Annotated in this window: 25 protein-coding genes and 1 pseudogene; 11 read left to right on the top strand and 15 right to left on the bottom strand. The window is 67.4% G+C overall.

Annotated elements, in window-relative coordinates; translation table 11 throughout:
• Positions 1 to 23 precede the first annotated feature (23 nt).
• From HGB51_RS07725 to HGB51_RS07715, 3 genes are all read left to right on the top strand, one after another.
• On the top strand, positions 24 to 863 hold the full coding sequence (locus HGB51_RS07725; protein WP_070208446.1) for an outer membrane protein: 840 nt from the start codon (positions 24 to 26) through the stop codon (positions 861 to 863).
• 73 nt (positions 864 to 936) lie between these two features.
• Positions 937 to 1,941: a glycoside hydrolase family 43 protein gene (locus tag HGB51_RS07720; RefSeq protein ID WP_070208447.1), complete on the top strand. Its 1,005-nt coding sequence runs from the start codon at positions 937 to 939 to the stop codon at positions 1,939 to 1,941.
• Between the two features lie 131 nt (positions 1,942 to 2,072).
• Positions 2,073 to 3,020, top strand: coding sequence for an AraC family transcriptional regulator (locus HGB51_RS07715; RefSeq protein ID WP_171966774.1), 948 nt, complete (start codon positions 2,073 to 2,075; stop codon positions 3,018 to 3,020).
• 29 nt (positions 3,021 to 3,049) lie between these two features.
• Here the strand turns inward: HGB51_RS07715 and HGB51_RS07710 are convergent, their stop codons facing one another.
• The 4 genes from HGB51_RS07710 to HGB51_RS07700 all read right to left on the bottom strand — a co-directional run bounded on the left by HGB51_RS07710 (position 3,050) and on the right by HGB51_RS07700 (position 7,199).
• Positions 3,050 to 5,368, bottom strand: coding sequence for a hybrid sensor histidine kinase/response regulator (locus HGB51_RS07710; protein WP_141739273.1), 2,319 nt, complete (start codon positions 5,366 to 5,368; stop codon positions 3,050 to 3,052).
• Positions 5,332 to 5,841, bottom strand: a complete 510-nt coding sequence (locus HGB51_RS20165) for a PAS domain-containing protein (RefSeq protein ID WP_216666721.1) — start codon at positions 5,839 to 5,841, stop codon at positions 5,332 to 5,334. Before HGB51_RS20165 ends, HGB51_RS07710 begins: the two co-directional genes overlap by 37 nt.
• 105 nt (positions 5,842 to 5,946) lie before the next feature.
• Complete coding sequence (locus HGB51_RS07705) at positions 5,947 to 6,897, bottom strand: cation diffusion facilitator family transporter (protein WP_070208912.1); 951 nt, start codon at positions 6,895 to 6,897, stop codon at positions 5,947 to 5,949.
• Positions 6,898 to 6,902: 5 nt separating this feature from the next.
• A complete protein-coding gene (locus tag HGB51_RS07700) occupies positions 6,903 to 7,199 on the bottom strand; it encodes a hypothetical protein (RefSeq protein WP_070208911.1) in 297 nt (98 codons plus the stop codon).
• Positions 7,200 to 7,320: 121 nt separating this feature from the next.
• Here HGB51_RS07700 and frmR point away from each other — a divergent pair, with 121 nt between their 5' ends.
• From frmR to fghA, 3 genes are read left to right on the top strand one after another with little or no spacing between them, the layout of a single operon-like run.
• Positions 7,321 to 7,596, top strand: coding sequence for a formaldehyde-responsive transcriptional repressor FrmR (gene frmR, locus HGB51_RS07695; protein WP_070208910.1), 276 nt, complete (start codon positions 7,321 to 7,323; stop codon positions 7,594 to 7,596).
• Positions 7,597 to 7,627: 31 nt separating this feature from the next.
• The gene (locus HGB51_RS07690) at positions 7,628 to 8,737 is read left to right on the top strand and encodes an S-(hydroxymethyl)glutathione dehydrogenase/class III alcohol dehydrogenase (RefSeq protein WP_070208909.1); all 1,110 of its coding nucleotides are present in this window, start codon (positions 7,628 to 7,630) and stop codon (positions 8,735 to 8,737) included.
• 17 nt (positions 8,738 to 8,754) lie between these two features.
• Positions 8,755 to 9,585 carry an S-formylglutathione hydrolase gene (gene fghA, locus HGB51_RS07685; RefSeq protein WP_070208908.1) on the top strand — a complete coding sequence of 277 codons (831 nt, stop codon included), beginning with the start codon at positions 8,755 to 8,757 and terminating at the stop codon, positions 9,583 to 9,585.
• A 132-nt stretch (positions 9,586 to 9,717) separates the two neighbouring features.
• On the opposite strand, the gene HGB51_RS07680 is transcribed toward fghA, so the two are convergent.
• The 7 genes and pseudogenes from HGB51_RS07680 to HGB51_RS07650 all read right to left on the bottom strand — a co-directional run bounded on the left by HGB51_RS07680 (position 9,718) and on the right by HGB51_RS07650 (position 16,723).
• Positions 9,718 to 10,578, bottom strand: a complete 861-nt coding sequence (locus HGB51_RS07680) for a PA4780 family RIO1-like protein kinase (RefSeq protein ID WP_070208907.1) — start codon at positions 10,576 to 10,578, stop codon at positions 9,718 to 9,720.
• A 131-nt stretch (positions 10,579 to 10,709) separates the two neighbouring features.
• Positions 10,710 to 11,465, bottom strand: coding sequence for a M23 family metallopeptidase (locus HGB51_RS07675; protein WP_070208906.1), 756 nt, complete (start codon positions 11,463 to 11,465; stop codon positions 10,710 to 10,712).
• 6 nt (positions 11,466 to 11,471) lie between these two features.
• On the bottom strand, positions 11,472 to 12,437 hold the full coding sequence (locus HGB51_RS07670; protein ID WP_070208905.1) for a L,D-transpeptidase family protein: 966 nt from the start codon (positions 12,435 to 12,437) through the stop codon (positions 11,472 to 11,474).
• Positions 12,438 to 12,535: 98 nt separating this feature from the next.
• A complete protein-coding gene (locus HGB51_RS07665; RefSeq protein WP_070208904.1) occupies positions 12,536 to 12,871 on the bottom strand; it encodes a hypothetical protein in 336 nt (111 codons plus the stop codon).
• A gap of 106 nt (positions 12,872 to 12,977) precedes the next feature.
• Complete coding sequence (locus tag HGB51_RS07660; protein WP_070208903.1) at positions 12,978 to 13,922, bottom strand: DegV family protein; 945 nt, start codon at positions 13,920 to 13,922, stop codon at positions 12,978 to 12,980.
• Between the two features lie 127 nt (positions 13,923 to 14,049).
• Positions 14,050 to 15,317: pseudogene (locus tag HGB51_RS07655) on the bottom strand (amidohydrolase family protein).
• Positions 15,314 to 16,723, bottom strand: coding sequence for an amidohydrolase (locus HGB51_RS07650; protein WP_070208902.1), 1,410 nt, complete (start codon positions 16,721 to 16,723; stop codon positions 15,314 to 15,316). The pseudogene HGB51_RS07655 and the gene HGB51_RS07650 overlap by 4 nt, the downstream one beginning before the upstream one ends.
• A 160-nt stretch (positions 16,724 to 16,883) precedes the next feature.
• Here HGB51_RS07650 and HGB51_RS07645 point away from each other — a divergent pair, with 160 nt between their 5' ends.
• Positions 16,884 to 17,660 (top strand): AMP nucleosidase, encoded by a 777-nt coding sequence (locus HGB51_RS07645; protein ID WP_070208901.1) that lies wholly within the window; start codon positions 16,884 to 16,886, stop codon positions 17,658 to 17,660.
• 53 nt (positions 17,661 to 17,713) lie between these two features.
• Positions 17,714 to 18,253 carry a DUF924 family protein gene (locus HGB51_RS07640; protein ID WP_070208900.1) on the top strand — a complete coding sequence of 180 codons (540 nt, stop codon included), beginning with the start codon at positions 17,714 to 17,716 and terminating at the stop codon, positions 18,251 to 18,253.
• Positions 18,254 to 18,346: 93 nt separating this feature from the next.
• Here the strand turns inward: HGB51_RS07640 and grxD are convergent, their stop codons facing one another.
• From grxD to HGB51_RS07620, 4 genes are all read right to left on the bottom strand, one after another.
• A complete protein-coding gene (gene grxD, locus HGB51_RS07635; protein ID WP_070208899.1) occupies positions 18,347 to 19,273 on the bottom strand; it encodes a Grx4 family monothiol glutaredoxin in 927 nt (308 codons plus the stop codon).
• Positions 19,274 to 19,386: 113 nt separating this feature from the next.
• Complete coding sequence (locus tag HGB51_RS07630; protein WP_070208898.1) at positions 19,387 to 19,692, bottom strand: hypothetical protein; 306 nt, start codon at positions 19,690 to 19,692, stop codon at positions 19,387 to 19,389.
• Between the two features lie 50 nt (positions 19,693 to 19,742).
• The gene (locus HGB51_RS07625; protein ID WP_070208897.1) at positions 19,743 to 20,366 is read right to left on the bottom strand and encodes an SGNH/GDSL hydrolase family protein; all 624 of its coding nucleotides are present in this window, start codon (positions 20,364 to 20,366) and stop codon (positions 19,743 to 19,745) included.
• A gap of 1 nt (position 20,367) precedes the next feature.
• Entirely contained in the window at positions 20,368 to 21,642 is a 1,275-nt protein-coding gene (locus tag HGB51_RS07620; RefSeq protein WP_070208896.1) for a pyridoxal phosphate-dependent aminotransferase, read from the bottom strand.
• An 85-nt stretch (positions 21,643 to 21,727) separates the two neighbouring features.
• Here HGB51_RS07620 and rsgA point away from each other — a divergent pair, with 85 nt between their 5' ends.
• From rsgA to HGB51_RS07605, 3 genes are all read left to right on the top strand, one after another.
• Positions 21,728 to 22,819, top strand: coding sequence for a ribosome small subunit-dependent GTPase A (rsgA, locus tag HGB51_RS07615; protein ID WP_070208895.1), 1,092 nt, complete (start codon positions 21,728 to 21,730; stop codon positions 22,817 to 22,819).
• An 85-nt stretch (positions 22,820 to 22,904) separates the two neighbouring features.
• Entirely contained in the window at positions 22,905 to 24,173 is a 1,269-nt protein-coding gene (locus tag HGB51_RS07610) for a flavohemoglobin expression-modulating QEGLA motif protein (RefSeq protein ID WP_425505363.1), read from the top strand.
• Positions 24,174 to 24,346: 173 nt separating this feature from the next.
• Positions 24,347 to 24,646, top strand: a complete 300-nt coding sequence (locus HGB51_RS07605) for a hypothetical protein (protein WP_141739203.1) — start codon at positions 24,347 to 24,349, stop codon at positions 24,644 to 24,646.
• Positions 24,647 to 25,244 lie beyond the last annotated feature (598 nt).

The following is a 25,244-nucleotide window of genomic DNA, read 5'->3' as shown; positions in this document are numbered from 1 at the left end:
ACCGGCCTACCCGGAGATCCACCATGTCGCTCTCCCTGCCGTTCCGCAGAACCGCCATCGCCCTCTGCGCCTCCGTCACCGGCCTGCTTGCGTTCGCACCGCGGGCCCATGCGGTGGAACCGCTGGACACCTTCAGCGCGCACATCAGTGGTTACATCACCTCGTTCGATACCGAGATCCGCGCCGACGGTGAAGGCAGGCGCGGCACCGACATCGATCTGCATCGCGACCTCGGCCTGGGTGACGACAACCTGATCGCCAACGTCGGGTTCACCTGGCGACCGTGGGAGAACCACGAATTCGCCGTTTCCTATTACACCCAGAGCGCCGACGCCACGCGCACCATCGAGCGCGACATCGAGTTCGACGGCACCCTGTACGAAGCCTCCAGCCGCATCCGTACCGACGTCGACGTCGACGCTTACGAGGCCTCGTATACCTGGTGGGCGGCCAACGAAAGCAGCTGGGCGCTGGGCCCGCGCGTCGGCCTGATCTGGTACCGCATGGAACTGGGCATCGACCTGGACGTGGACGTGGGTGGCAACCAGGGCGGCGCGTCCGCGAAGAGCAAAGTCTCCGCCGACGTACCGGCGCCGATGATCGGCGGTGGCTGGCGCTGGACCCCGCTGGACGACTGGCGCCTGTCCGCCGATGTCGGCTACTTCACCATCAGCGTCGACGATATCGACGGCGACATCTACTTCGGGCGTGCCGGGGTGGAGTGGTTCCCGTGGGAGCGTGCCGGTTTCAGCCTGGACTACACCTACACGCGGATCGAAGCGGACGCCGACAAGACCAGCTTCACCGGCAACGTCAACTTCACCGACGCCGGGCTGCGGCTGGGCTTCGTCTATCGCTTTTGAGGACTGCGTAGACCCGTGGCCGCTTAAATCGATCTAAACTCAGCCCTCATCGACCAGTTCGGGAGGGCAGGGCATGACGTTCGGCAATACCTTGATCGCCGCCGCGGTGGCGGCAATGGTTTCATTCGGGGCCGCAGCAGCCCCCGCAGCACCGGCCGCCGCGCCGGCCATGTCGGGCAATCCGATCCTGCCGGGCTGGTACGCCGACCCGGAAGCGGCGGTGTTCAACAACCAGTACTGGATATTCCCCACCAGTTCGCGCGAGTACGCCGACCAGACCTCGTTCGACGCGTTCTCCTCCTCGGACCTGGTGACCTGGAAGAAGCACCCCGACGTGCTGAAGATGGAAGCGGTGTCGTGGGTGCGTGAGGCGATGTGGGCGCCCTCGGTGGTCGAAAAGGACGGCAAGTACTACTTCTTCTTCTCCGCCAATGACATCAAGAACGACCAGGAGCTCGGCGGCATCGGCGTGGCCGTGGCCGACAAGCCCGAAGGCCCGTACCGCGACCTGCTCGGCAAGCCGCTGGTGGGCGCCTTCCACAATGGCGCGCAGCCGATCGATCAGTTCGTGTTCAAGGACGACGATGGCAGCTGGTACATGCTCTATGGCGGTTGGAAGCACGCCAACATCGTGCGGTTGAAAGATGACTTCACCGGCGTGCTGCCGTTCGCCGACGGCACCGTGTTCAAGGAAATCACTCCCGCACCGGAGTACGTGGAAGGCTCGCTGATGTTCAAGCGCGACGGCCGCTATTACTTCATGTGGTCCGAAGGCGGTTGGGGCCAGCCGGACTACTCCGTGGCGTACGCCATCGCCGACGCGCCCACCGGGCCGTTCAAGCGCATCGGACGGATCCTGCAGCAGGACCCCGCCATCGCCACCAGCGCCGGCCACCACTCGGTGATCCATGCCCCGGGCAGCGACAACTGGTACATCGTCTATCACCGCCGTCCATTGGGCGACAAAGCGCGCGACCACCGGGTCACCGCCATCGAGCGCATGTCCTTCGACGCGCAGGGACATGTCCTCCCGGTCAAGATCAGCCATGAAGGCGTTCCGGCCGATCCGATGCCCTGATATGTGACCCAGGGCCAATACCCCGGGGGGACTGGATGTGGCACAGTCGGCCCCGGGGCTTGACCGCCCCCGACAGGCAGCGCCTGGCAACCGGCACGTGCAGGACCTTCCTCCCGATCACGGCGACGCCCATGCCGCTGCTGAGGTTCAAGGATTTCGAGGCCTATTCGGACGCCTTCGCCGGGGTGGATGGAATCCTGCGCGCGCTGTCGCCCAACCAGGGCGAGTGGATCCTGCACATGCTGGACGCGGGCGAGGTCACCGCCTCGCTGGGCCGCGACGGTGCGACCGGCGTTTACAACGGTCTGAACCATGCCGACCGTTACCTCGCCTACATTGCGCTGCCCGGCAGTGACACGGCCATGCAGGGGCAGGATACCTCCGAAGATCTGTTCGTCTGGTTTCCGCCGCTCGCCGAGATCCATGGTCACACGCGCAGGATCTCGCGCTTCATGGGATTGAGCATGGATGCGGGCGCCGTAGTGCAGCGCGCACGCGAGGTGGCAGGGCTGTTTGATGAGCACGTGGCGCGTACCCATACGGTCAACATCGGTCGCGTGGAAATTACCGAAATCGTCACCCTGGTGACGCGCGCGCTGAGGATCGACCTGGAAGATCCCACGCTGTTCCAGGCGTCCAGCGTGCGCAAGGCCTTCAGCGGGCAGGTCATCCACGCGCTGCTGCGCTGCATGGTGCTGGACAATCCCGAGGCGGTGCGGCGCTCGCGCGGGCGCCCGCCGGTGCCACGCAACGAGATCATCCGGCGCAGCCTCGACCACATCCACAAGGCCATTCGCGGCGACGCGGTGATCGGCGACCTGATGCTCAGTGCCGGCACCTCGCAGCGCTCGTTGAACCGCGCCTTCGACGAAGCCTTCGGCATGGGCCCGCAGCAGTACTACATGCTCGAACGCCTGCACGTGATCCGCAAGGCGCTGCGCGAAGCCAGCCCCGGCGACACGGTCACCAGCATCTGCACCCAGTTCGGCGTATGGGACCAGGGCCGCTTCGCCGGCATGTACCACCGCACCTTCGGCCTCCTACCGTCCCTGGAACTGTCAGCGGCCCTGTCCCGGTAGTGCCACGCCCTGCGTGGCAGAAAGAAACATCACCGCGCCTCCAACACCGCCCGCACCCGCGACGCCAGCGTCTCCACGCTGAACGGCTTGCCGATGACCTGCACGCCCGGATCGATCACCCCGTCGCGCTCCAGCGCATTGCGGCTGTAGCCGGTGGTGAACAGCACTTTCAGATCCGGACGCCGACGCAGCGCCTCGTCGGCCAGCTCGCGGCCGTTGACCTCGGGCATCACCACGTCGGTGAACAGCAGCGCGATGTCGGGGTGGCCGTCCAGCAGTGCCAAGGCCGGTGCCGCACCTTCGGCGGACAAAACGTCGTACCCCAACGCGGTGAGCGCCTCGACCGAAAACTGCCGTACGGCCGGCTCGTCTTCCACCACGAGAACCAGTTCGCGACCGCCATTCGGCAGCGGCGACCCGTTCACCACAGGTGCCTCCGCGATTGGCGCCTCCGCCAACAGGCGCGGCAGGTACACCTTCACGGTCGTGCCCTCGTCCACCGCAGAGCACAGCTTCACGTGCCCCGCAGACTGCTTCACGAAGCCGTACACCTGCGACAGCCCCAGTCCGGTGCCCTGGCCAACCTGTTTGGTGGTGAAGAACGGATCGAACGCCTTGGCGATCACCTCCGCCGACATGCCAGCGCCAGTGTCGGACACGGCGACCAGGACGTACTCGCCACGCGGAACGCCCGGGTGCGTCTCGGTGCTGGCGGCATCTACCGTGCAGTTGCAGGTTTCCACCGCCAGTCGTCCGCCACCGGGCATCGCGTCGCGCGCGTTGACCGCCAGGTTGAGGATCACATTCTCCAATTGGTTGGCATCGGCGAAGGTCAGCCACAGGTCGGGGGCCAGCGAGGTCTCCAGCCGGATGCTGGCGCCCAGCGAATGTGCGAACAGGTCCGCCATGCCGGCCACCAGTCGGTTGGCGTCCACCGGCACCGGCTGCAGCGGCTGCTGCCGCGAGAATGCCAGCAATCGCTGGGTCAACTGCGCAGCGCGGTTGGCGCCGTCGATGGCCATGTCGATGTAGCGGGTGACCAGCGGATCGCTTTCGCCCAGGCGCATGGCCAGCAGGTCCAACGGACCGATCACCGCCGCCAGCATGTTGTTGAAGTCGTGCGCGATGCCGCCGGTCAACTGGCCCACCGCTTCCATCTTCTGGCTCTGGCGCAGCGCATCTTCCACCCGGGTGCGCTCCGCGACTTCTTCGGCCACGCGGCTTTCCAGGTGTTCGTTCAATTCCTGCAGGCGCGCTTCGGCCTGCTTGCGCGCGGTGACCTCGATCGCCACGCCGACCACGCGCACGCAGCGCTCGCCTTCGAAATGGCCGCGACCGGTGGCGGCCACCCAGCGCACCACGCCGTCTTCCTTGCCGACGGTGCGGTACTCCACGTCATACACCGCGCGTTGCGCCGGATCGGCAGCGGCGGCGAACGCAGCCAGGGTCGCTTCGCGATCCAGCGGATGCAGGCCGTCAAGGAAGTCCTGCATGTGCACTTCGACGTCGGCCGAAATGCCGAACATTGCCTTGGTACGCGGCGGCCAGATCAGAAGATCGTTGACCAGGTCCACGTCCCAGAAGCCCATGTCGCCGGCGTCGGTGGCAAAGCGCAGGCGCTCCTCGCTCTCGGCCAGCGCCGCTTCAGCGCTCTTGCGCGCGGTCAGGTCGAGCATCGCGCCGATCATGCGCAGCGGCTCGCCGTCCGCGCCGCGCAGCACCGCGCCACGGTCCAGCACCGAGGCGTAGCTGCCATCGTCACGGCGGAAGCGGTACTCGCCCGACCAGGTGGTGCCGTCGCCTTCGATCACCTGGTGGATGTCGGCGTCGATCCCGGCGCGGTCGTCGGGATGGATATGGTTCAGCCACCACTGCGCATCGGTTTCCATGGTCGTGTGGCCGAACAGCGTGGCCAGTGCCTCGTTCCAGATCACCTGGCCATCCGCCATGCGCCAGTCCCAGATCGCATCGTTGGTGGCGCGCGCGGCCAGCCGGTAGCGTTCTTCGATCTCCTGGTGGCGCGCCTCGGCGTCCTTGCGCGCGGTGATGTCCAGCGAGGTGCCGATCAGCCCGACCACGTTGCCGTCGGCATCGCGCAGGGGGGCCTTGGTGGACAGCCAGTGCGCGCGCCGGCCGTCGGGGAAGCTCACGGCTTCCTCCAGCTGTTCTGAGTGGCCGCTGGCCATGATCCGCTCGTCGGCCGCCATGACCGCCGCCGCCTGGGCGGGGTCGTTGAGCAGCTCGGCATCGGTGCGGCCCACGTACTGGTCAGGTGGCAGGCCGATCAGCTCGGTGGTGCCGTGGTTACCGATCAGCAGGCGGCCCTGGCGGTCCTTGGCATACACCACCCCGGCGCGGCTTCCACGAACGAGCGCAGCAGCGCCTGCGCCTGGTTGCGCTCGGCTTCGACCTGGCGGCGCTCGTCGATGTCGATCAGCACGCCGTGGAAACCGAGCGGCTGCCCGGTCGGGTTCAGGTCGACCCGGCCGATGGCCTCCAGCCAGTGGTACTCGCCGTCGGCATTGCGGGTGCGGTACTGATGCGCGTAGCGGCCGCCGGATGCCATGGCGCCATTGATCGCTTCGACCAGTCCGTCATGGTCGTCCGGATGCACCGACCGCAGGATCTGCTTCAACGGCAGTTCGCGCTGGGTGGCCGCGAGATCCAGGCCGAACGCATGGGCAAGGCCGTCGTCCACGGTGACGCGGTCGTTGGCAATGTCCCAGAACCAGGTTCCCACGATGGCGCCGGCGGCCAGCGCCATCTCCACGCGTTCGGTATCACGCCGGCGGTGGTGGTCGGTAGGATCCGTTACGTTCAAGGGGAGCTCGTGGGCCGGGGGCAAGCGGAGGCCGGGTAGAGTATCTGATCGCGTGTAATGGCCATGAAGACGCCGCGCGCTACCGCGTGGCGCCAACTGAACGCTTCATCCCGGGTCGCCCAGCGCTGCGCGGCGCGCGCGGAACACTTCGGGGGTCTGTGGCTTCACGAACAGCGCCACCAGCTCCGGGTATTCGGCCTTCACCGCCTGCTCGATACGGGTGATGCAGGCCTCGATCTGCGGGGTGGTGCAGTCGTCCTCGAATTCCGCGCTGAGCATGGCCACCACCTGCTCCGGTCCCATCTGCATGGTGGTCACGCCGTTGGCGTTGCGCAGGTCGGGGTCTGTGTTGGCCACCGCCAGGATGCGCCGGGCCACGGTGGGGTGGGCGGGTTCGCCGACCAGCAGCCCCTTGGTCTCGCGCGCCAGCAGGAACGCGGTGACCGCCAGCACGCCGGCGATGCATAGCGAGGCAACGCCATCGAGCTCTGGCATGTCGAACCATTGCGCAGCGGCCAGGCCGGCGGCAGCGAACGCGAGGCCGAGCAGGGCGGCGCTGTCTTCCAGCAGCACGGTGAAGGTGGCCGGGTCCTTGCTGCGCCGGAACGCTTCGAAGTAACCCATGTTGCCCTTGGTGGCGCGGAACTCGCGCAGTGCCACCCACCATGAGACACCTTCGAACACGAAGGCGATGCCCAGCACCGTGTAGCTCAGCGCATGGTTGGTGGCCGGCTCGGGATTGCGGATATGCAGCACGCCCTCATACGCCGAGACACCAGCGCCGGCCGCGAATACCAGCAGCGCGACGATGAAGCTCCAGAAATACAGTTCGCGCCCGTAACCGAACGGGTGCACGGTATCGGGCTTCTTGTCGGCCCGGTGCAGTCCGTACAGCAGCAGCACTTCATTGAGCGTGTCCACCAGCGAATGCACGCCTTCGCTGAGCATCGCCGAGCTGCCGGAGATGCCGGCCGCAATGAACTTGGCGATGGCGATGCACAGGTTGCCGACCAGCGCGGCGTAGACAACGAGGCGCGAACCGGATGGCTTGGCCATGCCGCTCAGGAACGCAGCGTTACCACCGGTGCGCGGTTGTGCATCGGGGTAAAGGCGGCGCGCGGTGCAGCCGGCACGTTGCTGGCATCCAGCCGCGCGTGGCTGATCGCCTGGTGCGAGCCGCAGCTCTCACAGCGGAACAGGGCGCCGCCGGGCAGGTGGATCAGCTGGCTGCCGCCGCAGGACGAGGTGGTGCCGCATTGGCCGCAGCCCACGGTGAGGGCCAGGATGCGTTCGACGGCGCCGGCGGCGGTGTAGTTCGCCTCGAAGGCGCGGACAACGAAGGTAGGGGCGTCGGGCATCGTCGGTCCGCGAGGTGGTGGGGTGGAACGAGCATCCACGGTCCGCCGTGACGGCCTCGTGCAGCGCCGGTGGGCGAGGTGTGTATACTATCCCCCAGTATAGTTCTCTGGTCGGGTCGCCGTGCCGCATTCTCCGGAAGAAAAGAAGAAGGTCCTGGCCCGCGTGCGCCGCATCCGCGGCCAGTGCGACGCGCTCGACCGCGCGCTGGAGGCTGGCGCCGAGTGCGGCCCGGTGCTGCAGCAGATCGCCGCGATCCGCGGTGCCGTCAACGGACTGATGTCCGAAGTGATGGAAGCCCACCTGCGAGAAGAATTCGGCCAGCCGGCACAGTCCGACGACCAGCGCGCCGAGCGCGTGCGCGACATGAGCGCGCTGATCCGTTCCTACCTGAAATAAGCATCCTGTTCCCTGTATTGGAGTATTCCCGATGAAATCCCGTGCCGCTGTTGCCTTCGCCGCTGGCGAACCGCTGAAGATCGTCGAGATCGACGTTGCCCCGCCGCAGAAGGGCGAAGTGCTGGTGCGCATCACCCACACCGGGGTCTGCCATACCGACGCGTTCACGCTGTCCGGCGACGATCCGGAAGGCCTGTTCCCGGCCGTGCTCGGCCATGAGGGCGCCGGCATCGTGGTGGAAGTGGGCGAGGGCGTGACCAGCGTCAAGCCGGGCGACCACGTGATTCCGCTGTACACCGCCGAATGCGGCGAGTGCCTGTTCTGTACCTCGGGCAAGACCAATCTGTGCGTGGCCGTGCGCGCCACCCAGGGCAAGGGCGTGATGCCGGATGGCACCACCCGCTTCAGCTACAACGGCCAGCCGATCTACCACTACATGGGCTGCTCCACCTTCAGCGAATACACCGTGGTCGCGGAAGTCTCGCTGGCCAAGATCAATCCGGAAGCCAACCCGGAACACGTGTGCCTGCTGGGCTGCGGCGTGACCACCGGCATCGGCGCGGTGCACAACACCGCCAAGGTGCAGGAAGGCGATTCGGTGGCGGTGTTCGGGCTGGGCGGCATCGGCCTGGCGGTGATCCAGGGCGCGCGCCAGGCCAAGGCCGGCCGCATCTTCGCGATTGATACCAATCCGTCCAAGTTCGAACTGGCCAGGCAGTTTGGTGCCACCGACTGCATCAACCCGAAGGACTTCGACAAGCCGATCCAGCAGGTCATCGTCGAGCAGACCACCTGGGGCGTGGACCACACCTTCGAGTGCATCGGCAACGTCAACGTGATGCGTGCGGCGCTGGAATGCGCGCACCGCGGCTGGGGCCAGTCGGTGATCATCGGCGTGGCCGGTTCGGGCCAGGAAATCTCCACCCGTCCGTTCCAGCTGGTCACCGGGCGTTCGTGGAAGGGCACTGCGTTCGGCGGCGTGAAGGGCCGCAGCCAGCTGCCGGGCATGGTCGAAGACGCGATGAAGGGCGACATCGAACTGGCGCCGTTCGTCACCCACACCATGGAACTGGAACAGATCAACGACGCCTTCGACCTGATGCATGAAGGCAAGTCGATCCGTTCGGTCGTCCACTTCTGATCCCGGCGGAGCCTTCCATGGAACGCATTGAACACCGCGCCGCCTCTGGCGGCTGGCAGGACGTGTACCAGCATCGCTCGGCGGTGCTGGGCTGCGAGATGAAGGTGGCGGTGTACCTGCCGCCGCAGGCCGCCACGCAGAAGCTGCCGGTGCTGTACTGGCTGAGCGGGCTGACCTGCACCGAGCAGAACTTCATCACCAAGGCCGGTGCGCAGCGCTATGCCGCCGAGCACGGGGTGATCCTGGTCGCGCCGGATACCAGCCCGCGCGGCGACGATGTGGCCGACGCGGAAGGCTACGACCTGGGCAAGGGCGCGGGGTTCTACCTCAACGCCACCGAGCAGCCGTGGGCGGCGCATTACCGCATGTACGACTACATCGTGGACGAGTTGCCCGCGCTGATCGAAGCGCACCTGCCGGCCACCGATGCACGCAGCATCAGTGGTCACTCCATGGGTGGGCATGGCGCGCTGGTGATCGCGCTGCGCAACCCGGGGCGCTACCGCAGCGTCTCGGCGTTCTCGCCGATCGTCGCGCCGACCCGGGTGCCGTGGGGGCAGAAGGCGTTCTCGGCGTACCTGGGCGAAGATCGTGCCGGCTGGGCGCAGTGGGATGCCAGTGAGCTGGTGGCCACGGCGACGGAAAAGCTGCCGTTGCTGGTCGACCAGGGCGGCGGGGATGAGTTCCTCGACAGCCAGCTGCAGCCGCAGTGGCTGCAGGCGGCGTGCACTGCGGCGGGGCACCCGCTGCAGCTGCGACTGCAGCCGGGGTATGACCACAGTTATTACTTCATCAGCAGCTTCATCGGTGAGCACATCGCGCACCACGCGAAGGCGCTGTATGGCTGATTCGTTCGATTCCGCGCAGCCACGCAGGGCGTGGCTCTACCGCGGGTGGTGATCCGGGCGTTGAAACCGGGCCGCGGGTGGCAATGCGAACGTTGGAACCGGTAGAGCCACGCCCTGCGTGGCTGCACCCTTTCAATCGTCCATTTCTTCCGCAGCTTCCCGACCCTGCTGGCGAATCAACGCCTCTTCGCGCGCGTCATTGATCGCATGGCGCACGCTGTCCAGGTCGATGGTCGATTCGTCATGCACGAAGGTGCCGGTCAGCTCGCTGTCCGGCCGCAGGTCGCCGGCCTCGAACAGTGCCCACATCTCTTCGCCGTACCAGGTGTCCAGCAACTCCGGAGCCGACCGCCCCAGATAGGCCGTGAGGTTGTTCACATCGCGCAGCAGCATGCTGCGCGCGGCGTTGTTGCCGCCGGCGCTGACCACCTGCGGGAAATCGATCACCACCGGACCGTCCGGCCCCACCAGCACGTTGTACGGCGACAGGTCGCCGTGGATCAGGCCGCAGCACAGCATCAGCACCACCTGCCGCACCAGGACCTGGTGGAACTCACGCGCCTGGTCGGGCTCCAGCTCCACCTCGCCCAAGCGCGCGGCGGAGAACCCTTCGGCATCGGTCACCAGCTCCATCACCAGCACGCCGTGGAAATAGCCGTACGGCACCGGCACGCGCACCCCGGCGTCGCGCAGCTGGTACAGCGCGTCCACTTCGGTGTTCTTCCAGGCCGTTTCCTGCTGCTTGCGGCCGTACTTGCTGGCCTTGCCCACGGCGCGCGCCTCGCGGCTGCCGCGCACCTTGCGGCCTTCCTGGTACTGCGTGCGCTGCTGGAAGCTGCGCTGCGCCATGTCCTTGTAGACCTTCGCGCAGCGCACATCGTCGCCGCTGCGTACCACGTACACGGCCGCTTCCTTGCCGCTCTTCAGCGGCCGCAGCACCTCGTCGATGACGCCGTCTTCGATCAGCGCCTGCAGGCTTTCGGGGGTCTTCACGTAGTCTCGGTCAGGGGGGCGGCGCCAAGGCACCGGCCAGCAAGGGAAGGGGCGGCGATTCTCGCACCTTCGCGGCGGCCGGGCCAATCGCCGGGGCCCGGCCGGTTCAGCCAGGCCCCGGGGGCGCGGGTTCAGGGCAGGGCCTGGGTGCCGCGCAGGACCGGGTAGGGGTTGAGCGACTCGCCCTTCCACCACTGCTTTTCCGGGCCCAGCCGGTGGATCTCGAAGTGCAGGTGGGGGGCGTCGGGGCTGGCGTTGCCGGTGTGGCCGACGTAGCCGATCACCTCGCCACGCTTGATGGTTTTCTTCTCGGCCAGCCCGTCGGCGTAGCGCTGTAGATGGGCGTAGTAGTAGCAGTACTTGCCGCCGGGCTCGAACTGGTAGACGGTCAGGCCGCCGCGCTCGCTGTCGAACAGTTTCTCGACCGTGCCGTCGGCCACCGCCAGCACCGGGGTGCCCTCGGCGGCGAGGATATCGATAGCGTCATGCACCCGGCCTTCGCTACGCGCGTCGGTGAAGGTGTCCTGCAGCTGCGCGGCGGTGATGCCCTCCACGGGAAGCAGCAGCGCCGACGGCGCTGCGACGGCGCTGGTGGCTGCGGTGGCACCGGCCCCGGTAGAGCCAGGCCCTGCCTGGCTGCTTTTCGGCGCGTCAGGCGTTCCCGCCAGCCGGGCAGGGCCCGGCTCTACCGGGTGGGGGTCCGGCGTTACGGGCAGCCGGGCAGGGCCCGGCTCTACCGGTTGGGGCACCCCCGAGGTAGCGCCGGGCTCTGCCCGGCTGCCTGCGACCTCGGAAGGCAGCCGCACATCCGCGCCGCTGTCCGAAGCCAGCAACCACCAGCCGGCCACTCCGATCACCACGCCCAGCGCCAGCAGTCGCGTCAGCATCGTCGTTTACTCCTGCATGATGACGGGCACCGACGCGTCCACCGCGTCGGCCACCCGAAGGGCGTCCCAGTTGGTCATGCGCACGCAGCCGTGCGATTCGGTTTTGCCCACGTGGCCCGGCTCCGGCGTGCCGTGCAGGCCGTAATGCGGCTTGGAGATATCAATCCACACCGGGCCCACGGGATTGTTCGGACCCGGCGGAATGGTCGCCTTCTTATCGCCCTTCTTCGCATCCCAGAACAGCTTCGGGTTGTAGTGGAACGGCGGATCGCGCGAGATGCCCAGGATCTTCCACTCGCCGATCGGCAGCGGATCGTGCTGGCTGCCCGAGGACACCGGCACCTGTGCGTACACCTTGCCCGCGGCGTCGTACAGGCGCAGGGTCGAATCAGACTTGTCGATCACCAGCTTGGCCGCCTTGGGCAGCGCCGTCGGGGCGATGTTCGGCACCTGAATCTGGCTGCCGGCCTTGCCCAGGTCCACGCCCGGGTTGAGCGTCTGAAGCAGCTTCGGATCGGCATGGAACCGCTCGCCCAAAGACTCGGCCACCGAGGCATAGCCCAGGGCTTTCATCTTCGCCTGGTCGGCCGGCTTCTTCGGTACGGGCTGGAACGGTCCGGCCACGTCTTCCGCAGTCAGCGTGTAGGTCGCGAGCGGCCCTGCAGCGTCGGGCTGCAACGCCTGCCAGGTGGCATCGTCCAGCTCACCGGTGACCTTCAGCCCTTTCGCGGCCTGGAATCCCGCCACCGCACGCTTCTGGTTCGAGCCCAGCAGGCCATCGATCTGCCCCGGCGAGAACTGCGCGCGATCCAGCAGCACCTGCGCGTGCAGGTCCGAACGTGGGCCGGTAGCGAGCGTGGCGGTCTCTGCAATGGGCGCGGGAAGTGCGGCAGGGGCCTGTGCCATCACCGGCGAAGCGGCAGCGAGGGCCAGGGCAAGCAGGGAAACGGAAGCAGGCAGTCGCAGCGTCATCGGGTGATCCGGGATGGGTTCGTCATCACCATGCCGGAGCGTGCTGCGCAGGTTTCGTGAAATGCCTGACGGCCGGCTGACCGTCAGGCGGTGACACCTCAACGCACGTCGCGCAGTTCCCAATGATGGCCGGCGAGCAGGCGCAGGCGCTCCTTGAACACGTCGCTGTTGATCGTCGTGGTGACGACCAGGTTGATGCGCAGGTCTTTCTGCTCGCCGGTCACGGTGGCGGCCGGGTCGGTCGCCCCCCACTGCGATTCAACCGCGTCCGGGTCGGGCTGCTTCGCACGCCAGCGCTCGAACAGCGCGGTGCTGCGCAGGGCGTCCTGGAGCTCCTCTGCGAAGCCGGCGGCGCTCTGGGAATGGAAGGAAAGATCGGTATCGTTGCCGCGGGCCTTGGATGGGTCCGGCAGGCTGATGTAGTACTGCGACATGGTGGCCTCCGTTGAATGCGGGAAAGAGTCGCAGAAGCCGGGTGCAATCGGCGTGCAGGAAACCGGCGGCTGGCTGGACCTCCGCAGGGAGGTCCAGCCGCAGGACTCAGGCGCTGAACGTATGCGGCTCGTCGGCAAACCCGACCGTCACCGCGCCCTTGCCCACGTTGACCATGCCGGTCAGGCTCATCACCGACTCGTACAGGTCCACCCCGTGCGCCTTGCAGGTTTCGCGCAGGCCGGCGTAACCCGGCAGCGTCTGCAGGTCGGCCAGTTCGCCGCCATAGCTGACGCACACCGTGGGCGAGAGCAGCCCGGCGCGGACCCGCTGGCCGACGAACTCGAACAGCTTCTGCACCGCGTTGTCGAAGCCCTTGATCTTGGCCACCGGCCCGGTTTCGCCACGGAAGCCATGCAGCACCGGCTTGATGTCCAGCGCGCTGCCCAGCGCGGCGCTGATCAGGCCCACGCTGCGGTCGCCCTTGTGGCGGGCACGCGCGCGCAGGTAGTACAGGTCGCGGGTGACCATGTAGCCGTGCACGTTCTGCGACAGCTGCTCCAGCCGCTCGCGGATCTGCTGCACGCCGGCACCGCTGTCGCGCAGGCGCACCGCTTCCACCGCGGTGATGCCCTGGGCGGCGAACAGGTTCTGGGTGTCCAGCACGCGCAGCGCGAACGGCGAGTTGTAGCCTGCCGCCTGGCGCACCGGCTTGTAGTCGTTGAGGATCGCGAAGCTGGCCTGCATCGCGTTGTCATAGATCGGACTGCGGGTCTTGGTGATCGTCATGCAGAACACATGGTCGTAATCGATCACCAGCTTGCCCAGGAACAGGTCGCGGATCTGCGCGACGCTGAAGGGAATGGTCTCGGCCTCGGCGCCGTTCTCGGCGACATGGGCGTGCAGGAAGCTCAGGGTCGCCTGCTCGTCGCGGTGGTCGGCCAGTACGGCCTCGCCAATCCGGACGGTAATGGGCAGCACCACGATGTTGTGTTGCTGGATGAAGTCCTGCGGTAGATCACAGGCAGAGTCGACCACGATTCCGATGCGCATCCTGTTTGCCCCCTCCAGGCAGGGTGTCCGTTCGAAAATGTGAAAGCTATCTCAAAACGCGTCCGCTTACCTGACCGCGCGGGTCAGCTTCGGCGATGCCGGTTGCCGCCGGCATCGCCATCCCACCTTACCGTGAGTACGCCCGCGGCTCGCTGCCGGCCGGCGCCGCATAGCGGTCGCGCAGCTCGGTCTGGCGCGAGCGCATCGGCATGGCCCGGCCACCCAGCCAGACCTGCTCGGCATAGTGGCCCACGTCCAGCGGGTCGCCTTCCCACAGCACAAGGTCGGCCAGCTTGCCCGGCTCGATGCTGCCCACCCTGTCGCCCACCCCCAGCGCCTGTGCCGGCACCCGGGTCAGCCCGGCCAGGCCGTCCTGCCACGGCAGCCCGTTGGCCACCGCGTTGCCGGCCAGCTGGCGCATCTTGCGGGCGTTGTGCGAGGGGTCGTCGCGCTGGGTGAAGCTGACCGGCACGCCGGCGGAGCGCAGGCGTGCGGCGTTTTCCAGCGTGGCGCCGAGCTGGTCGAAGCTGGCCGGCAGGTTGCCCAGCGCGTCGACGAACACCGGTACCCCGGCTTGGGCCAGCTGCGGCGCCAACCGCCAGGCTTCAGCGCCGCCGGCGATGGCGATCTTCATCTTTTCGCGCGCGGCCCAGCGCAGCAGCTGGCGGATGTCGGCGGCGCGGTCCACTTCGACCACCAGCCGCCCCTGGCCGGCCAGGTAGCGCGCCAGCGTGGCGCGCCCGGCCGGCGTGAGCAGGGCATGCGGCGAATCGACCGGGACCCGGCCGCGCGCTTCACTCACCATCTGCTCCAGCAGCATCCACTGCGCGGCGCGGGAGTTGCCGGTCAGCTCGGCAGCCGCCGAGCCCAGCCGCAGGTACAGCGCCAGCGGACCGATCGGGTCGGCACTACCGTCCAGGCGCATCACCCCGCCCTGGCCGGCGACGAAGCCGCCGCCGCTGTTCGCGCCCAGCGCGGTAAAGCCGATGCCATCCAGCCGCGCCACCGGAATCAGTACCGAGGCCGGGTTGTAGGGGCCAGGGTCACGTCGAATTCCGGGCGCAGCGGCTGGTCTTCCAGTTTCAGCGTGCTGTCCACCGTGGTCGACTCACCCGACACCTCTTCGATACCGATGTCGGTGATGCCGCCGAACAGCGCCGGGGTCAGCGGGCGGCCGTTGGCCTCCACCACGGTCACCCCGGCCGGCGCGGCCAGGCCGGTGCCGACCGCGCGGATCACCCCGCCCTGGACCAGCACGTCGCTGTGCTCCAGGCTGCCGCGCGCCGTGGCGGTATGCACCGTGGCATTGCGCACCAGCAGGTCCTGCGCCCAGCTGGCCGGTGCCGCCGCCAGCAGCGCCAGCGCCAGCAGTGAAGCCTTCGCGCGCGCGGTCATGGGCGTCCCTCCTGGCCGAGCATGAAGTCCGACAGCGGCTGCCGGCGTGCGTCCTGGCGGTCATACACCTGGTGGCCGTCGATATAGACCTTTTCGGCCAGTGCGTAGGAACTGAAGGGGCTGCCGTTCCAGATCACCACGTCGCCCATCTTGCCCACCTCCAGGCTGCCGGTCTGCTGTTCGATGCCCATCGACTTGGCGGGGTTGAGGGTCAGCCAGGCGATGGCATGCTCCGGCGTGATCGGCATACCGGCACGGCGTGCATTGGCGATCACCTTGGCCGCTTCCTGGTTGAGGCGCTGGATGCCTTCGGGCGAATCGGAATGCACGATCGCACAGCTGTTGGCCGGTCGGTCGACCAGTGCGATGTTGTCCTGGATGCCATCGAAGGCTTCCATCTTGAAGCCCCACCAGTCGGCCCACAGCGCACCGCACACGCCTTCGGCGGCCAGCCGGTCGGACAGTTTGTAGGCCTCGGTGGCGTGGTGGAACGCGGCGACCTTGAAGCCGAATTCCTTGGCCAGGTCGAGCATGGTGGCCATTTCGTCGGCGCGGTAGCAGTGGATGTGCACGCGGATGTCGCCGTCGATCACCCCCGCCAGCGTGTCCAGCTTGAGGTCGCGCTTGCCGCCACTGTCGCCGGCGCTGTCGCCCTTGTCGCTGCCGCTGAACCAGCGCTTCTTCTTGACCGTCTTCGGCGAATTCTTGGCCAGGTACTCGCTGGCATCGATGAAGGCCGCGCGGTACCCGGCCACGCTGCCCATGCGGGTCTGCGGTGCCACGCCCTTGCCGCTGCCGTACACCCGCTTGGGGTTCTCGCCGCAGGCCATCTTCATGCCCCACGGTGCGCCGGGGAACTTCATCGCCTGGTAGGTGGTTGCCGGCACGTTCTTCAGCGTCACTCCGCGCCCGCCGACCAGGTTGGCCGAGCCGGGCAGGATCTGCAGCGAGGTCACCCCGCCGGCCAGCGCCGCGGCAAAGCCGGGGTCCTGCGGCCAGACCGAATGTTCGGCCCACACGTTGGCGGTGACCGGTGCGGTCATTTCATTGCCGTCGGCATGCGCGCCCACGCTGGGGCTGGGGTATACGCCCAGGTGCGAGTGCACGTCGATGATGCCGGGGGTGATCCATTTGCCGCTGGCGTCCACCTGCACCGCACCGGCCGGGGCCTCCAGCGCGGTGCCCACTGCCGCCACGCGGCCGTCGCGCAGCAGCAGGTCGGTACGCTCCAGGCGCTGCCCGGTGCCGGTCAGCACGGTGGCATTGCGGATCAGCACCGGGGCCGAGGGAATCGGCGCGTAGGTGCTCGGGTAGGGGTCCTGGGTGAAGCGTGATGCGGCCGGCGCCGAGGGCGCGGCCAGTGCAAACAGCGCCAGGCCCAGCCCGACGGTCAATCGTGTACGCATGTTGTCCCCGATGCGGCGTGAAAGATCTTTCCGCGACGCTAGCGGCTGGGCGCGGCGTTGCCAAGTGACCAAGCGCACGGTGCGACCGTTTCCGGCTTGCTTATTCGTTCAAGCCCATGACAATTGGCGCACGAAAGCAGAGGCGAAACGGAACCGGGCAATGAAGAACAAACAGGAAATCGTCGAAAACTGGCTGCCGCGCTACACCGGCGTGCCCTTGGACCAGTTCGGCCCGCACGTGCTGCTGACCAACTTCGGTGGCTACCTGCACGTGTTTTCCCACCTCACCGGCGCGCCGGTGCAGGGCCTGGACCGGCCGATGGCCAGCGTGACCCACGACGGCATCACGCTCATCAACTTCGGCATGGGCAGCCCCAACGCGGCCATCGTGATGGACCTGCTCTCGGCGGTGATGCCCAAGGCGGTGCTGTTCCTGGGCAAGTGCGGCGGGCTCAAGCGCAAGAACCAGCTGGGCGACCTGATCCTGCCGATCGCCGCGATCCGTGGCGAGGGCACCTCCAGCGACTACCTGCCGCCGGAAGTGCCGGCGCTGCCCGCCTTCGCGCTGCAGCGGGCGGTGTCCACCACCATCCGCGACCTCGGCCACGACTACTGGACCGGCACCGTCTACACCACCAACCGGCGGGTCTGGGAGCACGACGAGGCGTTCAAGGAGCGGCTGCGGCTGATGCGCTGCATGGCCATCGACATGGAAACGGCTACCCTGTTCGCGGCAGGTTTCGCCAACCACATCCCGATCGGGGCGCTGCTGCTGGTCTCGGACCAGCCGATGATCCCGGACGGGGTCAAGACCGAGGCGTCCGACGCCAAGGTCAGCTCGCAGTTCGTCGAAAACCATATCCAGATCGGTATCGAGGCGCTTAAGCTTATACGGCGCAACGGCAAGTCGGTCCGACACCTGCGCTTTGACGAGTGATGGCATTGGCAGGGGTGGGCGCCGGGATGGCGCGCCGCCCGCAGGGGCAGTGAATGGACGTGGCGGCACACATCGTGGAGTTCTGGCGCGACGCGGGACCGGAGAAATGGTTCGCGCGCGATGACGCGTTCGATGCGCGTTTCCGCGAGATGTTCCTGGAGGAACATTACGCGGCGGCAAAGCGTGCGCGCGAGCATTGGCTGGCCACGTCCGAGGGCGCGCTGGCGCTGATGATCCTGCTCGACCAGTTCCCGCGCAACTGCTTCCGCGACACCGCCCATTCCTACGCCACCGACGGGCTGGCCCGCCACTACGCCATGCGCGCGGTGGAAGAGGGGCTGGACCTGGAGCTGGTGCCGAAGCTGCGCGCCTTCATCTACCTGCCGTTCGAGCATTCCGAAGACCCGCAGGACCAGGAGCGGTCGGTGGCGATGTTCGATGTGCTGGGCGACAAGGAGTACCTGCAATACGCCGAACTGCACCGCGACATCATCCGGCGCTTCGGGCGGTTCCCGCATCGCAATGCGGTGCTGGGGCGGATGCCTACGGCAGAGGAGTTGGATTTCCTGGCCGAGGGTGGGTTTGCCGGGTGATTCATTGGTGCGTTGACACGCATGGCGTGTCGCTACGCTGCGGCGGATCGCCCAAAAAAAACGCCGGCACTGCCGGCGTTTTTTCGCGTGCGATCAGTACTTGGGCACGCTGTTATCCACCGCATCCGACCAGGCGTCGATGCCGCCGGTGATGTTGAACACCTTGCTGAAGCCCAGCGCACGGAACTGCTCGGCGGCCTGCGCACTGCGGCCACCGTGGTGGCACAGGAAGGCCAGCGGGGTGTCCTTGGGCAGGGCTTCCAGGCGGGCGCGGTTGTCGCCGTCGAAGGTTTCGAACGCACCGTCGATGGCGGCGATGGCGCGCTCGTCGGCCGGGCGCACATCCACGATGGTCACGCTGCCGGCGCGGCGCTGGTCGTCGGCGTCGCGCACCGACAGCTCCTGCACGGTCTTCGGCGCGTTCGGGTTGTCGATCGCCAGGCCCTTGCCGCGGATGTCGTCCACCCAGTCGATGGTGATGCCTTCGGCGCGGCGCGCGCTGGCCAGGTCGAACTGCACGCGCAGGCCGTTGGATTCGGCGGCAATCGCGTTGTCGTCGTGCGGGGCCAGCTGGAAGTTCGGCTGGAACTGCGCGTCGACGCCCAGCTGCAGGGCGGCGCCCGGGGCGTCGGCCAGCGCGCCGCGCAGCATTTCCACCGCAGCCGGGGTCACGGTGATGCGCGGCGGGGTGCGGTCAGGCGCGGCCAGGCCGAGCACGCTGCTCAGCTCACCGCTGCTGGCCATCTGCAGGATGATGTCGCTGCCGCCGACCAGTTCGCCTTCGATGTACAGCTGCGGGATGGTCGGCCAGTCGCCATAGGCCTTGATGCCTTCGCGGATCTCGGCGTCGGCCAGCACGTTGACGTGGGCGAACTCCACGCCCAGGTCCTGCAGCGCGCCCACGGCCTTGGCCGAGAACCCGCACTGCGGCATGGTCGGCTGGCCCTTCATGAACAGCACGACGCGGTTGGCGGTGAGGATGGATTCGATGCGCGAGCGCAGGGCGGGATCAAGGGACATGGCGGTCGGGGTCCGGAGTTTCGAACCCGGTATTCTACGCGCCCTCGCCCCGGGGCACGTGACCGTACCGGAAACGTTGCATCGCACTGCCGACCGCCACGGGGCGGCCTGCCTCAACCCTCGTCCGACGCCACGTCGGGATGCGCCTGTTGCCATTGCTGGTGCATCCAGCTGGCCAGCGAGGCGTGCGCCAGCAGCAGCGTGAACGCCAGCCCCAGCGCCAGCACCCCGGTCACGCGACGCCGTTGGTGCTGCAGCGCGCTGCCGATACCCAGCAGCAGGGCCACGGTGGTGACCCCCAGACCGACAAACAGCAGCACCAGCACGGCCACCGGGGTTTCCTGCATGGCGGCATGGCTGGGCAGGTGGGCAACGTGCGCGGTGACCGCGAACAGCACCAACGCGACCAGGCTCGCCACCAGTCCCGCAATGCCCAGCGCGGAATGGCGGGGGCCGGGGGCGTTCGGGCTCAGCGTGCTGCCTCGTCGTCCAGGAGGGTGCGCGCCACCGGCAGGGCCAGGCGCGTCCATTCGGTGTACATCGTGGCGGACGGATGCAGGCCGTCTTCGACCAGCATCGCCGGTTCGGCGCCGCGTTCGCGGCTGACGGGCGTGATGTCCGCGAAGGCCACGCCATGGTCGGCGCAGATCGCCTTCGCGGCGGCATTGTAGGCGTCCAGCTCGCGTGCGATCTGCGCCGGGTCGCGGCCCTTCTCGCGTGCGAACGGGGTCACGCCCCAGTCGGGAATCGACAGCACCAGTACGCGCTTCGGGCGGTTGTCGGCGAACGCGATCGCGCGCTGCAACAGCGCGGTGAAGCGCGGGCGGTAGTCGTCCACGCTGCGCCCACGGTACTGGTCGTTGACCCCGATCAGCAGGCTGACGAAACCGAACGGGCCCTGCGGCGCGGCGGCATCGATGCCGGCATCCAGCTCGTCGGTGGTCCAGCCGGTGGTGGCGATGATCTGCGGTTCGGCCACCACGTGGCCGTCTTCCTGCAGCGCCGTCGCCAGCTGCACCGGCCAGCGCCCGGCCGGGGCCACGCCTTCACCGATGGTGTACGAGTCGCCCAGCGCCAGATAGGACACCGCCACCTCAGGCCACCGCACTGCGCGGCTTGAGCGGGACCACCTTGGTATTGGCCTCGGCGCGGCGCGCCAGCGCCCGGTCGATGCGCGCGAATACATCGCGCATCACTTCGGCCTCCGGCAGCAGGGTCACGCGGAAGTGGTGGCGGTAGGGCACATTGAAGCTCGAGCCGGGTACCACCAGCACGCCTTCCTGGTTCATCAGGTCCAGCGCGAAATCATGGTCGTCGAAACTACGCGCTGCATCGCCCACCACCGCCGGGAACGCATACAGCGCGCCGGCCGGGGCCACCAGCGAAAGGTGTTCGCTGGCGTTGCAGGCCTCGATCACCGCACGCCGGGTTTCATACAGGCGTCCACCGGGGGCGCACAGCGCAGACACCGTGTCCGGCCCGTTCACGGCCGCGTCGATGGCGTACTGGCCCGGCACGTTGGCGCACAGGCGCAGCGCGCTGAGCAGGTCCATCGCCGCGCGGAACTCGCCCAGGCGCTCGGCGGCGCCGGACAGCATCGCCCAGCCCACGCGCCAGCCGCAGGCGCGATGCACCTTGCTCAGGCCGCTGAAGGTGATGCAGGGGTGGTCGCCGGCCAGCGGGGCTACCGGCTGGAACTGCGCGCCGTCGTACAGGATCTGGTCGTAGATCTCATCGACCATCAGCAGCAGGTTGTGCTTGGTCGCCACCGCCACGATGCGCTCCAGCAGCTCGCGCGGATAGCTGGCGCCGCTGGGGTTGTTCGGGTTGATCAGCACGATCGCGCGGGTGCGCGAGGACACCAGTGACTCGATTTCCACCGGGTCCGGCTGGAAGTTGTTCTCCGGCGCGCAGCGGTAATACACCGGGCGGCCGTCGTTGAGGATGGTCGCCGCCGACCACAGCGGATAGTCGGGCGAGGGCACCAGCACTTCGTCGCCGGGGTTGAGCAGGGCGCGCAGCGACAGGTCGATCAGCTCGCTCACCCCGTTGCCGATGAACACCCGGTCCGGGTGCGCGTCGGGGGCGCCACGGCGGGCATACGCGGCGGCAATCGCCTCGCGTGCCTCGGGCAGGCCCTGCTGGTGGGTGTAGGGGTCGGTGCGGCCCATGTCGTCGGCAATGGCGCGCTGCAGGTGTTCCGGCGCGCGGAACCCGAAGTTGCCCGGGTTGCCGATGTTCAGCTTGATAAGCTTGCGCCCCTGCGCCTCCAGCTCCCGCGCTCGCCGCGCCAGTTCGCCCCGGATCTCGTAGCGGACTTCGGACAGGCGCTCGCGGGTAGCAAGCGGCTTCAGCGGGGGCGTGGACATGACTGGGCCGTGGTTTCGGGCATGGAAATCGCATGGTAGCGGAAATGCTGCGGTGCGGTTGCGGCCCTTCGCCTAGAATGGGCCCATGAGCGAACCGATCGACTTCCACGCCCTGCAGACCATGGGCTGGCCCTGGGCAGGCGCCCCCGAGCTGCCGGCCTGGCAGGCCCTGTTCGACGCCCACCCGCAGGCCCGCCCGGGCCGGGTGGTGGAACAGCACCGCACCGGCTACGTGGTGGCCGACGCCCCCGGCGCGGCAATCAAGACCGAATCGCCCGCCGAATGGCAGCGCCCGCGCTTCCCCAGCCACGAGCGTGCGGCGGTGGGCGACTGGGTGCTGCTGGAAGGCAACCTGATCGTGGCGTTGCTGCCCCGCCGTACCGCGATCAAGCGCGGTGCAGCGGGCGAGCATTACCACCAGCAGGTGATCGCGGCCAATATCGATACCGTGTTCATCGTCTGCGGGCTGGATTCGGACTTCAACCCGCGCCGGATCGAGCGTTACCTGATGCTGGTCGGCGGCGGTGGCGCGCGCCCGGTGGTGGTGCTGACCAAGGCCGACCAGACCGAATACAGTGAAGACGCCCTGGCCGTGCTCGAAGAGCTGGCCGCGCAGGACATCCCGCTGCTGGCCATCAACGGCCGCGACCCGGCCAGCGCCAGCGCGTTGCTGCCGTGGCTGGGCGCCGGGCAGACCGTGGTGCTGGTGGGTTCCTCCGGCGCCGGCAAGTCGACCCTGACCAATACGCTGCTCGGCTACGAGCTGATGAAGACCGCCGAAGTGCGCGGCAATGACTCCAAGGGCCGCCACACCACCACCCACCGCGCGCTGATTCCGATGCCGTCCGGCGCCTGCCTGATCGACACCCCCGGCATGCGCGAGCTCAAGCCCACCGGTGAAGAAGCGCTGGGCGAAGTGGGCTTTGCCGACGTCGAAGCGCTGGCCGAACAGTGCCGCTTCCGCGACTGCGCCCACCAGCGCGAGCCAGGCTGCGCGGTGCGTGCGGCCATCGAGTCGGGTGAGCTGGATGAAGAGCGGCTGCTGAACTACTTCAAGCTGAAGGAAGAAGTGGCCGCGGCCGCCGCCAAGCTGGCGGTGCGCCAGGCGCAGCAAGCGCTGGAGCGCAAGCATGTAAGCAAAGGCGCACAGTGGCGCCCCCCGGGCAAAAAACGCTGACGATCTACCGGTAGAGCCACGCCCTGCGTGGCTGTACGCAGGGGAGGGGCCGACATCGCCGGGCGACCCTGCTAATGTCCGCCTCATGAGCATCGCTCCTCACCGCCCGCCGATGACCGTGGACCGGGATGTGACCCACCACACCGCGCTGGACGCCCGGTTGGTGGAGGCTGTTGGCGGCATCCGCCTGCTGACCCTGACCAGCTGGCCGGCCTCGCTGCAGGCCCCTTTTCTCGCCAGCGTGGCGCGCGGGCGCCCGGTCCTGCCGGTGCTGGAGTACCCCAAACTCGATTTCACCGACACCCGCCGCGAACTGGCCGCGCTCAGCGCCCAGTGCGACCTCAGCCATCCGCTGGGCCTGTACATCCAGCGCTCGGCCCACAGCTGGGACCTGGCCGCTGGCCTGCTCGAGTCCCTCGGTACCGCCGAAGTGGACCGCTACTCGGTGGAGCTGTTCGGCTCGCCGGAGCAGCCGCTACCCGGTAACGGCCCCAGCACCCGCGAGGCGGCCCGGCATTTCATACAGATCGCACAGGAGCTCGACCACGAGCTGCTGGCTCCGGAAGAACAGGTGCCCGTTTCGGCTACGGCCTTGCAGCTTCAGCTGCAGAGCGACCTGGACGCCTTCTTCGAATCGCGCATCATCAGCGTGCAGCTGGACCCGGAACTGATCTCCAAGGCCGCCGCCGGCCCCACCCGCATCCGCCTGCGCACCAGTGCGCGCTTCAGTGCCTACGATCGTGCGCAGCTGTTCCACCATGAAGCGCTGGTGCATTCGCTCACTGCGCTCAATGGTCGCGAACAGCCGCACCTGCCCAGCCTGGCGTTGTCGTCGCCGCGCGTGACGGCCACCCAGGAAGGGTTGGCTACTTTCGCCGAGCAGATCACCGGCAGCATCGACATCGAGCGGCTCAAGCGCATCAGCTTGCGTACCGAAGCCATTGCGATGGCGCGGGAGGGGGCGGACTTCATCCAGGTGTTCCGCTACTTCTGCGATGCGGGGCAGAACAACGAAGAGAGCTTCGCATCGGCGCAACGCGTGTTCCGCGGCGTACCCGCTACCGGCGGCGCGGCGTTCACCAAAGACACCGTTTACCTGCGCGGCCTGGTGTCCGTGCACACCTTCTTCCGCCACATGCTGGCAGAAGACCGCCTGCAGAACTGCCGCTGGTTGTTCGCCGGGAAGATGTCATTGACCGACGCAATTGATTTTGCGCCGCTGTTCGAAGAGGGCATCCTGCGCCCACCGCGCTGGCTGCCGCATTGGGTGAGTCGGGCCAATGGGTTGGCGGGGATGCTGGCGTTCTCGTTGTTTGCCAATAGGATCCGGATGGACCAGCTGGCTGCGGAGTGAGCGGCCGTGCTCATGCGATGCTCGGACTCCGCTAAGTTCGATGCAAGTTGTTGGCCGAGAGCGGACACTGTGCCGAGACCGACCGCCGGGGAAGATGGTAATGTCGGCGACCGACCTGAAGCGGGGATATGCTGCCGTTTCACCAATTGGCACACTTCAGGAGGAGTTCCTGGATGACCTCAATCGTAGATTTGGCACGCGACGGCAAGTTCGATGGCGCGCTGCTATTTGACGGGGACGGCGACTATAGAGGTCGGAAGAATATCGTAGGTTTCAATCATGCGGGCGACATACTTGGACTGGCTCGGGTAAGACGCGTATGCGTCCGTGCAGAGTTCCTTTACAAGGTAGCGTCTCAGGTCTCTTCTGTACCCAGTTGGGACGATGCAAGATCGCCCTGCATATGCAGTAGCGTCGAGGAAACCGCCGCGATGATCGCGGATTTTGCTGCCGACGGTTCGCCTGCTGCGTAACGAGAGCATCCGGCCAAAGCGCCGAGCTATGTTCCCCCAATGACCGAGACCGGACGTTTGGCCGGGGCGCGGCGCGACAGTGGTGCTACAGTCCGTTTTCGACCCAAAGGCGGACATTGGAAGTGAGGATGATTAGGCCCGACTGCTGCGAGGCTTCATGACCGGATGTCACTTCCAGATCGAAATCTACGCCCCTCATGGTCTCAGGGGCATTGAGCCCTACCTCTTGGATTGCCTTATCCCTCTTGAGTCGCACGAGTCCGCCCTCAACGGCCAAGTGATTCTGCGCTATATCGGCCTTGATGACTCAGACTTTGCGATGGATCCTTCAACCCACGACGTGATGCATGCGTCGGGTGCACTTGCCACCACGTGGCTGGAAGCATCGCGACTTGTGGAGTCGCTTTCTTCCGCACTTTACTGTGCCCAGTTTCCCCATCGAATTGGAGTAGACGACCCAGCCACAGACAGAGTGATCTGGATAGAGTGGGAGTGGGATGCGTTACTAAGCCGGTCTGCATCAAGTCGCATGGGTGAACGCTAGAGTGGATGTCAGCTTCGGGCCACAAGCGGGCACCCGCCAGGGCAGCGCGTTTTG

The organism is Stenotrophomonas bentonitica (assembly GCF_013185915.1).
GTDB classification, from domain to species: Bacteria; Pseudomonadota; Gammaproteobacteria; order Xanthomonadales; family Xanthomonadaceae; genus Stenotrophomonas; species Stenotrophomonas bentonitica.
This window is presented reverse-complemented; position numbering and strand designations above follow the sequence as displayed.

What these genes read in the sequence shown, in the direction of transcription:
- HGB51_RS07725 (WP_070208446.1), top strand. Translation starts at nt 24, where the DNA reads ATGTCGCTCTCCCTGCCGTTCCGCAGAACCGCCATCGCCCTCTGCGCC.
- HGB51_RS07720 (WP_070208447.1), top strand. Translation starts at nt 937, where the DNA reads ATGACGTTCGGCAATACCTTGATCGCCGCCGCGGTGGCGGCAATGGTT.
- HGB51_RS07715 (WP_171966774.1), top strand. Translation starts at nt 2,073, where the DNA reads ATGCCGCTGCTGAGGTTCAAGGATTTCGAGGCCTATTCGGACGCCTTC.
- HGB51_RS07705 (WP_070208912.1), bottom strand. Translation starts at nt 6,897, where the DNA reads ATGGCCAAGCCATCCGGTTCGCGCCTCGTTGTCTACGCCGCGCTGGTC.
- HGB51_RS07700 (WP_070208911.1), bottom strand. Translation starts at nt 7,199, where the DNA reads ATGCCCGACGCCCCTACCTTCGTTGTCCGCGCCTTCGAGGCGAACTAC.
- HGB51_RS07690 (WP_070208909.1), top strand. Translation starts at nt 7,628, where the DNA reads ATGAAATCCCGTGCCGCTGTTGCCTTCGCCGCTGGCGAACCGCTGAAG.
- fghA (WP_070208908.1), top strand. Translation starts at nt 8,755, where the DNA reads ATGGAACGCATTGAACACCGCGCCGCCTCTGGCGGCTGGCAGGACGTG.
- HGB51_RS07675 (WP_070208906.1), bottom strand. Translation starts at nt 11,465, where the DNA reads ATGCTGACGCGACTGCTGGCGCTGGGCGTGGTGATCGGAGTGGCCGGC.
- HGB51_RS07670 (WP_070208905.1), bottom strand. Translation starts at nt 12,437, where the DNA reads ATGACGCTGCGACTGCCTGCTTCCGTTTCCCTGCTTGCCCTGGCCCTC.
- HGB51_RS07665 (WP_070208904.1), bottom strand. Translation starts at nt 12,871, where the DNA reads ATGTCGCAGTACTACATCAGCCTGCCGGACCCATCCAAGGCCCGCGGC.
- HGB51_RS07660 (WP_070208903.1), bottom strand. Translation starts at nt 13,922, where the DNA reads ATGCGCATCGGAATCGTGGTCGACTCTGCCTGTGATCTACCGCAGGAC.
- HGB51_RS07650 (WP_070208902.1), bottom strand. Translation starts at nt 16,723, where the DNA reads ATGCGTACACGATTGACCGTCGGGCTGGGCCTGGCGCTGTTTGCACTG.
- HGB51_RS07645 (WP_070208901.1), top strand. Translation starts at nt 16,884, where the DNA reads ATGAAGAACAAACAGGAAATCGTCGAAAACTGGCTGCCGCGCTACACC.
- HGB51_RS07640 (WP_070208900.1), top strand. Translation starts at nt 17,714, where the DNA reads ATGGACGTGGCGGCACACATCGTGGAGTTCTGGCGCGACGCGGGACCG.
- grxD (WP_070208899.1), bottom strand. Translation starts at nt 19,273, where the DNA reads ATGTCCCTTGATCCCGCCCTGCGCTCGCGCATCGAATCCATCCTCACC.
- HGB51_RS07620 (WP_070208896.1), bottom strand. Translation starts at nt 21,642, where the DNA reads ATGTCCACGCCCCCGCTGAAGCCGCTTGCTACCCGCGAGCGCCTGTCC.
- rsgA (WP_070208895.1), top strand. Translation starts at nt 21,728, where the DNA reads ATGAGCGAACCGATCGACTTCCACGCCCTGCAGACCATGGGCTGGCCC.
- HGB51_RS07610 (WP_425505363.1), top strand. Translation starts at nt 22,905, where the DNA reads ATGAGCATCGCTCCTCACCGCCCGCCGATGACCGTGGACCGGGATGTG.
- HGB51_RS07605 (WP_141739203.1), top strand. Translation starts at nt 24,347, where the DNA reads ATGACCTCAATCGTAGATTTGGCACGCGACGGCAAGTTCGATGGCGCG.